Here is a 10,877-nt window from a genome sequence, read left to right as displayed (position 1 = left end):
AGAGTGCAGAGTGCAGAGAAATGGCAGGCGTAAATCATATTGTGGACAGTTTTCGAACTGGAGACACGAAATGGATCCGGTGTCCTGCAGAAACAAAAATTCTATACTCTGGACTGGTCAGTTAAGAAAGGAGTCATGCCCATGAATGACGTGCTGCGCAAAATGGTGGAGGACTATATCCACAACCGGATGCCGGAATACCTCCAGACTCTGTATGATGTGATCACCATCCCTTCTCCCACAGGAGAAGAGGACAGGAAGGCCCAGTGGATCCTGGAACAATTGGAAGCCATGGGGGCGGAAGGCGCATACCGGGATGAAGCCGGCAATGTGATCTATCCCCACTGCATTGAAGGAGTGGACAAGTTCCCTTTGTACACCGCCCATATGGATACGGTGTTTGCGGGAGTGGACAGGATCACTCCGGACATCGACGGGCACATCCTGAAGGCCCCTTCCTGCGGGGACAACAGTTCTGACGTGGCTGCCCTGCTGTTCCTGATCCGGATGATGCTGACCCTGAAGCTCCGGACGCCGGCGGTGTTCGCCTTCAATGTGGGAGAAGAAGGGCTGGGGAACCTGAAAGGGAGCCGGGCCCTTACTGATGCCTTCGGGGACCGGCTCAGCTATTTCATGGCCGTGGACGGGAACAGCGACCGGTTCGTGAACCTGGCCGTAGGGTCCCGGCGGTACGCGGTCCATGTGGTCACGGCCGGGGGCCACAGCTATGCGGCTTTCGGGGCGGCCAACGCCATCAACGAAGCCGCGGGAATCATCCGGGATTTCTACAGCCTCCAGGTGCCCAGAAATCCCCGGACCACCTACAATGTGGGGACCATCCAGGGAGGCACCACCATCAACTCTATTGCTGCGGAAGTGGAATTCACCGTGGACATGCGGTCCGTATCCCATTCCGAACTGGAAAAGCTGGATGCCGCCTTCCAGGCCATCCTGAAGGCCCATACCACGGACAAGGTAAAGGTGGAGACCCTGCTTCTGGGAGAGCGGCCCTGCAGCGAAGGGGTGCAGCACCATGAAATCCATGACCGGATCACCGCCATCCGGAAACGGGAAGGCCTGAAAACGGTGTTCAGTGCCAGCAGCACTGATGCCAACATCCCTCTTAGCCGGAACATCCCGGCCATCGCCTTCGGCATCAGCCTGGGCAAAGGGGTCCACACCCTCCAGGAAGAACTGGACATGACCAGCCTGGAACCGGGTCTGAAGCAGCTGGCGGCGTTTATTTGGGAGATGTAAGAGCTGATGACAGGGAAAGGGGCTGTTGCGCACGCAACAGCCCCTTTCCTATTCCCAATTTTCTGCGTATAATAAGAATCATAAAGAAAACTGCGGGAAACCGGGAGTTGGGGATGGTTTCCTTATACGGAAGGGGAATGGTTATGTCCAAGAAATGCAAACAGTGCGGCTGCGAACTGGCGGACGATGCCCTGTTCTGCGTCCAGTGCGGCGCCAAACAGGATCCGGTGGTGAAATGCCCCAAATGCGGTCATATGAACCCGGCGGCCAATGATTTCTGCACCGAATGCGGTACCCGGCTGAAGGAAACAAAGCCGGAGGAAAAGGGTGCCGGAGATGAAAAGCCGGCTGAATCCGTACAGCCAGCTCAGGAAGAAACTTACAAAGTAGTGGTGGCGGAACCGGTTTCCGGCGGCCAGGGAGGCGGCGGGAACCAGGGCTTCCAGAACTTCCGGATGCCTCCGGTTCCTCCGGAGGGCAACGGAAAGAAAAAGAAGATCCTGGCCATCATCGGGGTACTTGTGGTGGTCCTGGGACTGTTCTTCGCCTTTGGGGGCGGCAGCAAACCCATCCAGGTGAAATCCGGTGAAATCGTGGATGACTATATCCGGGACCAGAGTTCCGGAGATAAAAAATACAAGGACAAGACCGTCCAGGTTTCCGGTAAGGTAAAATGGAAGGGGCAGTTCAACAATTCCCAGAATTACAGCATTACCCTGGAAAGCCGGAAAAACGGCGGCAAGACCTATCAGGTGCTGGTGGATGTGCCGGCCAAACGGGCCAGCATCGTCAATGATCTGAAAATCGGGGATTTCGTCAATGTGAAGGGGAAATGCGTGGGTATCGTGAAACAGAAGAGCCCCACCCTGATCAGTGTCCAGATCAAATCCACCAAGATCAATGACCAGGATGCGGACTGAGGGGCAGGAGGCGTAACCCATGGCGAAATTTTGTGCCCATTGCGGGAATCAGCTGACGGAAGAGGAAAAATTTTGTCCGGTCTGCGGCACGCCGGTGCAGCAGCCGGCGGCCCCGGTTCAGCCGGACCAGCAGGAAAAGGGAGCAACCCAGCCGGCACCCCAGCCCCAGAAGGCTTCCTTTGAGACTTTCCAGCCCCGGGAAGATTTGCCCCACAAAAGCGGCCGGGGCAAATGGATTGCCCTGGTGATTCTCCTGATGCTGGCGGCGGCCGGGGCAGGGATCTTCTTTGCCCGGCAGAAGGATGCCGGGAGCGGGTCCGATGCCAAACCGGCGGTGACCCAGGAAGAAAAGAAACCGGGAACTTCGGCTCCCAAGACCCAGCCCAAGGCGGAAGGGGCTGACCAGAAAGCCGCGGACGGGAAAAAGACGGACAAATCCTTCGGAAAGATCACCGGTACCGACGTGCGTCTCCGGGCGGGTGCCGGAACCAATACGGATATTGTGGACTATTTCGATGAAGGAGAAAAGGTGGAGATTACCGGACGGAAGGACAACTGGTATCGGGTGAAACGGGACAACGGACAGACCGGGTATGTTTCGGTCCAGTTCTGCCGGCGTCTGTAACCGGCTTCCGGAAAGGAGGGGACCATGGGAAAATATCATGACGCGTACCAAAAACGGAGATGGAAGGGACCGGCCTGGGGCGTCTTTTTCATCCTGGTCCTGCTGCTGGCAGTGGGGTTCGCCATCAAAGGCTGCCGGGGCGGACAGCCGGCGGAAGAAGCAGAGGAAATTCCGGCGGCACCGGCTGTTACCAGGGATGTGCGCCAGACCCCGGAACCCCACGACTACTCCATCCTGGTCAAAAAAGGAGAATTTACCCTGTTCCTCCTGGACCACGGGGAACCGGTGGCCCAATGGCCGGTGGCCCTGGGGAAGAATCCCGGGCAGAAGCAGATGAGCGGGGACATGAAGACCCCGGAGGGAACCTTCCCGGTGGATGAAATCATCGATGCCTCCAGCTGGTCCCATGATTTCCACGACGGCAAAGGGGTGATCCAGCACGCCTACGGGCCCTGGTTCATCAGCCTGGATACCCGGAGCCTGAGCCAGGGAAAATGGGACGGCATCGGCATCCATGGCACCCACGACCCGGCCTCCATCGGCACCCGGGCCTCCGAAGGCTGCATCCGGATGAACAATGAAGATCTGGAAAAGCTGAAGGCCTGTGTGAAAGTAGGGACAAAGGTGACGGTGGAAGAGTAAAAGGCTGTCAGCGGCCGTTGACAGCTGACCGTTGACCGGCCTGGCTGCTTCAGCGGCCAGGTCTTGAAAGGAGAAATTCATGGACACCATTCGTCTTGTAAAGGAACCGGAAAACTTCCGGGCGGCCCTGTATGACGGGGCCGTGGAAATCGGAAAATGCACCTATGGGGTGACCCGTCCCGGGGTTTGGACCCTGGAACACACCATTGTGGATCCCCAGTACGGAGGCCAGGGCCTGGCCGGGAAACTGGTCCGGGCGGTGGCGGACATGGCCCGGGAAGCCGGGGTGAAGATCATCCCCCAGTGTTCCTATGCCCGGGTCCAGTTCGACCGGAAACCGGAATTTGCAGATGTGTATGAAAAAGAGTAGAGTGTACAGAAACAAAAGTCCCAGAAACTGTTAAAAGAGATACAGAAGTGAACAATTTAAACTTTTTCAGAAAAAATATTTGACAAGCTGTTTCTCCAGTGCTACTATACAACCATCAATTCAATAAGAACCAAAAACCTTTGAGGTGGAGATAACGCCAGAAAATGTGCGCACAGAGAGTCCGGGAAGCTGAGAGCCGGACCGTGGCAGTCTGACAAATGGACCACTGAGGGCGCGATGAAATCTTCGGAAAGTATCCCGCGACGCAGCACCGACGTTACCGGTGAGGAATGTGTTGGCATTCTGCTTGAGGTGTGGAGCTTTGGCTCCATTACAGGGTGGTACCGCAGGTTATGACACCTGTCCTTGTAGGAGGACAGGTGTTTTTTTACTGCAGAGACAGTGACTTGCAGGAACAGGCATCCAGGTGGAATATCCAACCTGGATGTCTTTTTCTTTTATCAGTAAGGAGGAACAGTCATGAAACAACAGAGTCTGGAAGAAAGCAAAGCCCTGGCCCAGGGATATGCGGCGGTGCCTGTGGTCCGGGAAATCCTGGCGGATACCGCCACTCCCATCGGCCTGGTGAGCCTGGTGCGGAAGGAAAGCAGCCGGTATTTCCTGTTGGAAAGCCTGGAACAGAACGACCAGGCTGGCCGGTATTCCTTCATCGGCTTCGACCCTGTTGTCCGGCTCCGGGCCAAGGACCGGAACGCCCAGGTGGAATTTGCCGGCAGCCGGATCCCGGTAGATCCCAACCGGCCCCTGGAGGCCCTCCGGTCCATCCTGAAGGCCTACCGGGTCCCCAAAATCCCCGGGCTGCCTCCTTTTACCGGCGGGTTCGTAGGGTATTTCTCCTACGACTTTTTCCAGTACTGTGAACCCAGCCTCCATTTCGACCCGGCCAAGTCTACGGCCTTCCCGGATTTCGACCTGATGCTCTTCGACAAGGTGATCGCCTTCGACCGGGTGCTCCAGAAAATGTACCTGATCGTGAACATCAAGACCGATGACCTGGAAGGGAACTACGCCAAGGCCCAGAAGAACCTGGATGCCATGGAAGCCCTGGTCCGGCAGCCGGTGGCGCCGCCGGCCTTCACCCCGGCTCATCTGGGGCCCATCACCAGCAATCAGGACAAAGCGACCTATGGAGAAAATGTGGAGAAAATCAAAGAACACATCCGGCAGGGGGATATTTTCCAGGCGGTGTATTCCCAGCGGTTCTCCGCTTCCTACGACCAGGATCTGTTCAACATGTACCGGATCCTCCGGACCACCAACCCTTCCCAGTACATGGTGCTGCTGAAGAACGACAATCTGGAAATCGCCGGTTCTTCTCCGGAAACCCTGATCAAGGTCCAGGACCGGGAAATCACCTCCATGCCCATTGCGGGCACCCGGCGGAGAGGCCGGACCGAAGAGGAGGACAAAGCCCTGGAACGGGACATGCAGACGGACCCCAAGGAACTGGCGGAACACAATATGCTGGTGGACCTGGCCCGGAACGATGTGGGCAAGGTGGCGGAATTCGGGTCCGTAAAAGTCCATGATCATCTGCTGGTGAAAAAGTTCTCCCATGTGATGCACATGACCACCCGGGTCACCGGTACTCTGAAGGAAGGGAAGGATGCCATCGACACCCTGTGTGCCGCCTTCCCGGCCGGGACCCTTTCCGGGGCTCCCAAAGTCCGGGCCTGTGAGATCCTGGATGGACTGGAACCGGAACGGCGGGGACCCTACGGCGGGGGCATGGGATACCTGGATTTTGCCGGGAACATGGACATCTGCATTGTGATCCGCACCGCTGTGAAATACGGGGACACCGTTTCCTTCCAGACCGGCAGCGGTATTGTGGCCGACTCCAAGGTGGAGGACGAATTCATGGAAACCATCAACAAGGCAGCGGCCGTACGGCAGGCTTTGGAAGCAACCACGGAGGCGTAACATGGAACTGATCATCGACAACTACGACAGCTTTACCTACAATCTGTATCAATATATGGGCACCCTGAACCCAGACATCCAGGTGATCCGGAACGATGCCATTACGGTGGAAGGGATCCGGAAGCTCCAGCCGGACCACCTGATCCTGTCTCCCGGGCCCGGCCGGCCCTGCGATGCAGGGGTCTGCGAACCAGCTCTCCGGGAACTGAAAGGGGAATTCCCCATCCTGGGGGTGTGCCTGGGCCATCAGGCCATCGGGGAAGTGTTCGGAGGCACCGTCACCTACGCCCGGCAGCTGATGCACGGGAAACAGTCCACGGTAACCCTGGACCGGATCTCTCCCTTGTTCAAGGGGCTGCCGGAACAGATCCTGGTGGGGCGGTACCATTCCCTGGCCATCGACCCGGATACCCTGCCGGAAGTCCTGAAGGCAACGGCCACTACGGAAGACGGGGAAGTGATGGCGGTGGAACATCGGGATTATCCCATTTACGGGCTCCAGTTCCATCCGGAATCCATCCTGACCCCGGAAGGCATGACCATCATCCGGAATTTCCTGGATCTGAAAATCACCAAGCAGGAGGCATAGATCATGATTAAAGAAGCCATCATCAAACTGGTCAACAAAGGAGACCTGACCTACAACGAAGCCAAGGAAGTGATGCTGGAGATCATGGGAGGCAAGACCACTCCCACCCAGAATGCAGCGTTCCTGGCGGCTCTTTCCACCAAAAGCGCCAAGGCGGAAACCATCGACGAAATCACCGGCTGTGCGGAAGCCATGCGGTCCCTGGCCACTCCCGTCCCCCATCCGGGGATGGAAGTGATGGAAATCGTGGGCACCGGCGGGGACGGAGCCCATTCCTTCAACATTTCCACCACCTCCGCCATGGTACTGGCCGCCGGCGGTGTGAAGGTGGCCAAACACGGGAACCGGGCGGCTTCTTCCCTGTGCGGCACTGCAGACTGTCTGGAAGCCCTGGGGGTGAACATCCAGCAGGATCCGGCCCTGGCTCTGAAAATGCTGGAGGAGACCAACTTCTGCTTCCTGTTTGCCCAGAAATACCATGCAGCCATGAAGTATGTGGGGCCCATCCGGAAGGAACTGGGGTTCCGGACCGTGTTCAATATCCTGGGGCCCCTCACCAACCCGGCCAAACCGGAAATGTTCCTGCTGGGGGTCTATGACGGCTACCTGGTGGAACCTTTGGCCAAGGTGCTGTGTTCCCTGGGGGTGAAACGGGGCCTGGTGGCCTACGGCCAGGAAAAACTGGACGAAATCTCTCCCAACGGGCCCACCACCATCTGTGAGCTCCGGGACGGGTACTACCGGTCTTCGGTGATCCGTCCGGAAGATTTCGGTCTGGTCCCCGGGAAGAAAGAAGACCTGGTGGGGGGGACCCCGGAAGAAAATGCCCGGATCACCCGGGACATCCTCTCCGGGAAGCTCCAGGGCACCAAACGGAATGCGGTGCTCATGAATGCCGGAGCCGGCCTGTTCGTGGCCGGGAAGGCGGATACCATCGCCGACGGGGTGAAACTGGCGGCGGAACTCATTGACAGCGGCAAGGCCCTGGCCGCCCTGGAAAAAGTCATCAAAGTCAGCAACGAATAAACGGAAGGTGCGGAACATGATCCTGGATACCCTGGCAGAAGCCACCCGGCAGCGGGTGGAAAAACAGAAAAAGGAAAAAGACTTCTACACCCTCCGGCGGGAAGCGGAAGCCCTGCTCCGGGACCGGGAGGGCTGCTTTCGGGAAGCCCTGGAGAGACCGGGCCTCAACTTCATTACGGAAGTGAAGAAGGCCTCTCCGTCCAAAGGGCTCATCGCTCCTGACTTTCCCTATGTGGCCATTGCCCGGCAGTATGAAGCCCTGGGGGCTGCCGCCATTTCCGTGTTGACGGAAACGGACTACTTCCTGGGCAGCGACCGGTATCTCCGGGAAATCCGCCAGGCGGTGGGAACGCCCCTCCTGCGGAAGGACTTCACCCTGGATGACTACATGGTGTGCCAGGCCAAGACCCTGGGGGCCGATGCCATCCTGCTGATCGCCGCCATCCTCAGCGACAGCCAGCTCCAGGAATACCGGCTGCTGGCGGAAAGCCTGGGCATGGACGCCCTGGTGGAAGCCCATGATGAAGAGGAAGTGGAACGGGCCATCCGGAGCGGCGCCCGGGTCATCGGAGTGAACAACCGGAACCTAAAGGACTTTACCGTGGACATCGGCAACAGCCTCCGGCTCCGGTCCCTGGTACCGGAAACCATTCCCTTTGTGGCGGAAAGCGGCATCAAAAGCCGGCAGCAGACCGCCCAACTGGAACAGGCCGGGGTCAACGGAGTGCTCATCGGGGAAACCCTCATGCGGAGCCCGGATATGAAAGCCGCCCTGGCAGAACTGCGGGGTGAGGTCCTGTGACGAAAATCAAGCTGTGCGGGATCCGGCGGCCAGAGGATGTGGCCATGGTGAACCGGGCCCAGCCGGATTATGCCGGATTCGTCTTCGCCCCCGGCAGGCGGCAGGTAACGGCGGAACAGGCGGAAAACCTCCGCCGGCAGCTGGACCCGGCCATTGCCGCCGTAGGCGTCTTCGTAAAGGCTCCTGTGGAAGAAGCGGCGGCCCTGGCCAACCGGGGCACCATCCAGCTGATCCAGCTCCATGGAGAAGAAGACGAAGCCTATGTGAAGGCCCTCCGAGAGCGGACAACGGCTCCCATCATCCGGGTGATCCGGGTACGGGGACCGGAAAGCCTCCGGGACCTGAACCGGTATGACTGCGATTATTTCCTGCTGGATACCTATTCCGGCAGCCAGTTCGGAGGGCTGGGGAAAACCTTCGACCACAGTCTGCTCCGGCAAGCCCGGTTCTCCAGACCCTTTTTCCTGGCCGGGGGACTGGATGCAGACAATGTGGCGGCGGCCATTGCTGGGTACAGCCCCTTCGGGGTGGATACCAGCAGCGGCATCGAAACTGCCGGAACGAAAGATGAAAACAAAATCCGCGCTTTTGTGAGCGCTGTAAGAAAAGAGGAAGAATCATGAGCAATGGAAGATTTGGCAGACACGGCGGCCAATATGTATCGGAAACCCTGATGAACGCAGTGCTGCAGCTGGACGAAGCCTACAACCGGTTCAAGGATGATCCGGAATTCCTTCAGGAACTGCGGACTCTGTACCATGACTATGCCAACCGGCCCAGCCTGCTGTACTATGCGGAAAAGATGACCAGGGATCTGGGAGGCGCCAAGATCTATCTGAAACGGGAAGACCTGAACCACACCGGGGCTCACAAGATCAACAACGCCCTGGGTCAGTGCCTTCTGGCCAAAAAGATGGGCAAGAAACGGGTCATCGCCGAAACCGGCGCCGGCCAGCACGGGGTGGCCACCGCTACTGTGGCGGCTCTCATGGGCCTGGAATGTGAAGTGTACATGGGCAAGGAGGACACCATCCGCCAGGCCCTGAACGTGTACCGAATGGAACTTCTGGGGGCCAAAGTGGTGCCAGTGACCACCGGCACCGGCACCCTGAAGGACGCGGTCAGCGAGGCCATGCGGGATTGGTGCACCAATGTGGAAAACACCTTCTATGTGCTGGGATCCTGCATGGGGCCCCATCCCTATCCCACCATCGTCCGTGATTTCCAGAAAATCATCGGGGAAGAAGTGAAAGCCCAGATGCTGGAGAAGGAAGGCCGGCTGCCCGATGTGGTCATGGCCTGCGTAGGGGGCGGCAGCAATGCCATCGGCTTGTTCTACGATTTCATCCCGGACAAAAACGTCCAGCTGATCGGGGTGGAAGCCGCCGGCCGGGGAGTGAACACCGCGGAAACCGCCGCCACCATCGCCCGGGGGAAACCGGGGATCTTCCACGGGATGGAATCCTATTTCCTCCAGGATGAAGACGGGCAGATCGCCCCGGTGTACTCCATTTCCGCCGGTCTGGATTACCCGGGAATCGGGCCGGAACACGCTAACCTGTACGATACGGGCCGTGCCCAGTACGTGCCCATCACCGACGACGAATCGGTGGAAGCGTTTGAATATCTGTCCCGGACGGAAGGCATCATTCCGGCCATTGAAAGTGCCCATGCGGTGGCCTATGCCATGAAACTGGCCCCCACCCTGCCCAAGGACAAGATCATCGTGGTGAACCTGTCCGGCCGGGGGGACAAAGACGTGGCAGCCATTGCCAGATACAAGGGGGTAGATCTGCATGACTAGGATTACTGACGCATTCAAGAAAAAGGGGAAGCTGTTCATTCCCTTCATTACCGCAGGGGATCCGGACCTGGACACTACGGAAAAACTGATCTATGCCATGGAAGAGGCAGGAGCCGGGCTCATTGAAATCGGCATCCCCTTCTCCGATCCCACTGCCGAAGGGCCGGTGATCCTGGAAGCGGACACCCGGGCCCTGGCTGCAGGGACCAGGATCAAGGACATTTTCGCCATGCTGGCCCGGGTCCGGGAAAAGACCCGGATCCCCATGGTGTTCCTTACCTATGTGAACCCGATCTTCACCTACGGCCGGGAGAAGTTCTTCCAGCAGTGCCGGGATGTGAAAATCGACGGGGTCATCGTCCCCGACGTGCCCTATGAAGAAAAGGACACCATCGCTCCGGAAGCGGAAAAATACGGGGTGGAGATTATTTCCATGATTGCTCCCACCTCCCACCAGCGGATCCAGATGATTGCCAGAGAAGCCCAGGGATATATTTACCTGGTTTCTTCTCTGGGGGTCACCGGGGTGCGGAAATCCATTACCACCAACCTGAAGGAAATCGTGGACAAGATCCGGGAAGTCTCCGACAAACCCATTGCTGTAGGCTTTGGCATCTCTACCCCGGAACAGGCCAAAGAAATGGCAGCCATCAGCGACGGAGCCATCGTAGGCAGCGCCATCGTGAAACTCTGCGCCCAGTACGGTAAAGACGCCGTGGAACCGGTGAAGGCGTACGTAAAGGAAATGGCAGAGGCAGTGGAAGAGGCGAAGTGAAACAAGGCTGTTGCTTCTCCGCCAGCTGCGGCCCGTGACCAGGGGGTGTGAATTCTTTCACACCCCCTTTTTCTGATGCATCCATTTCTTTTTTACGGTATAATAGAAATGAAAGAAGGAATG

12 protein-coding genes are annotated in these 10,877 nt (G+C 58.1%); all 12 read left to right on the top strand.

Translation table 11 applies throughout. The annotated features are described in order from the left end of the window. Positions 1-141: 141 nt before the first annotated feature. A complete protein-coding gene (locus tag ACTQY1_RS00250) occupies positions 142-1,257 on the top strand; it encodes a M20/M25/M40 family metallo-hydrolase (protein ID WP_329777676.1) in 1,116 nt (371 codons plus the stop codon). Positions 1,258-1,400: 143 nt separating this feature from the next. Then, positions 1,401-2,177, top strand: a complete 777-nt coding sequence (locus ACTQY1_RS00245; RefSeq protein WP_288174554.1) for a double zinc ribbon domain-containing protein — start codon at positions 1,401-1,403, stop codon at positions 2,175-2,177. Between the two features lie 19 nt (positions 2,178-2,196). Continuing rightward, positions 2,197-2,802, top strand: coding sequence for an SH3 domain-containing protein (locus tag ACTQY1_RS00240; RefSeq protein ID WP_441368787.1), 606 nt, complete (start codon positions 2,197-2,199; stop codon positions 2,800-2,802). A gap of 24 nt (positions 2,803-2,826) precedes the next feature. Next, on the top strand, positions 2,827-3,444 hold the full coding sequence (locus ACTQY1_RS00235; RefSeq protein ID WP_022487491.1) for a L,D-transpeptidase: 618 nt from the start codon (positions 2,827-2,829) through the stop codon (positions 3,442-3,444). Positions 3,445-3,523: 79 nt separating this feature from the next. Continuing rightward, the gene (locus tag ACTQY1_RS00230) at positions 3,524-3,814 is read left to right on the top strand and encodes a GNAT family N-acetyltransferase (protein ID WP_022487490.1); all 291 of its coding nucleotides are present in this window, start codon (positions 3,524-3,526) and stop codon (positions 3,812-3,814) included. A gap of 480 nt (positions 3,815-4,294) precedes the next feature. Further along, entirely contained in the window at positions 4,295-5,758 is a 1,464-nt protein-coding gene (locus ACTQY1_RS00225; protein WP_441368786.1) for an anthranilate synthase component I family protein, read from the top strand. A gap of 1 nt (position 5,759) precedes the next feature. Next, positions 5,760-6,347 carry an anthranilate synthase component II gene (locus ACTQY1_RS00220; protein ID WP_441368785.1) on the top strand — a complete coding sequence of 196 codons (588 nt, stop codon included), beginning with the start codon at positions 5,760-5,762 and terminating at the stop codon, positions 6,345-6,347. 3 nt (positions 6,348-6,350) lie between these two features. After that, positions 6,351-7,373 carry an anthranilate phosphoribosyltransferase gene (gene trpD / locus ACTQY1_RS00215; RefSeq protein WP_022487487.1) on the top strand — a complete coding sequence of 341 codons (1,023 nt, stop codon included), beginning with the start codon at positions 6,351-6,353 and terminating at the stop codon, positions 7,371-7,373. A gap of 16 nt (positions 7,374-7,389) precedes the next feature. Further along, positions 7,390-8,175 (top strand): indole-3-glycerol phosphate synthase TrpC, encoded by a 786-nt coding sequence (gene trpC / locus ACTQY1_RS00210; RefSeq protein ID WP_288310925.1) that lies wholly within the window; start codon positions 7,390-7,392, stop codon positions 8,173-8,175. Beyond that, positions 8,172-8,798, top strand: a complete 627-nt coding sequence (locus ACTQY1_RS00205) for a phosphoribosylanthranilate isomerase (RefSeq protein ID WP_441368784.1) — start codon at positions 8,172-8,174, stop codon at positions 8,796-8,798. The genes trpC and ACTQY1_RS00205 overlap by 4 nt, the downstream gene beginning before the upstream one ends. After that, a complete protein-coding gene (trpB, locus tag ACTQY1_RS00200; RefSeq protein ID WP_022487484.1) occupies positions 8,795-9,979 on the top strand; it encodes a tryptophan synthase subunit beta in 1,185 nt (394 codons plus the stop codon). Before ACTQY1_RS00205 ends, trpB begins: the two co-directional genes overlap by 4 nt. Continuing rightward, positions 9,972-10,754 (top strand): tryptophan synthase subunit alpha, encoded by a 783-nt coding sequence (trpA, locus tag ACTQY1_RS00195; RefSeq protein ID WP_279127052.1) that lies wholly within the window; start codon positions 9,972-9,974, stop codon positions 10,752-10,754. Before trpB ends, trpA begins: the two co-directional genes overlap by 8 nt. Positions 10,755-10,877: the final 123 nt, after the last annotated feature.

The sequence above is a fragment of the Acidaminococcus sp. HCP3S3_G9_1 genome, assembly GCF_052122455.1.
In the GTDB taxonomy this organism is placed as follows: domain Bacteria; phylum Bacillota; class Negativicutes; order Acidaminococcales; family Acidaminococcaceae; genus Acidaminococcus.
The sequence above is the reverse complement of the archived record's forward strand: the minus strand, read 5'-3'. Positions and strand labels throughout refer to the sequence as shown.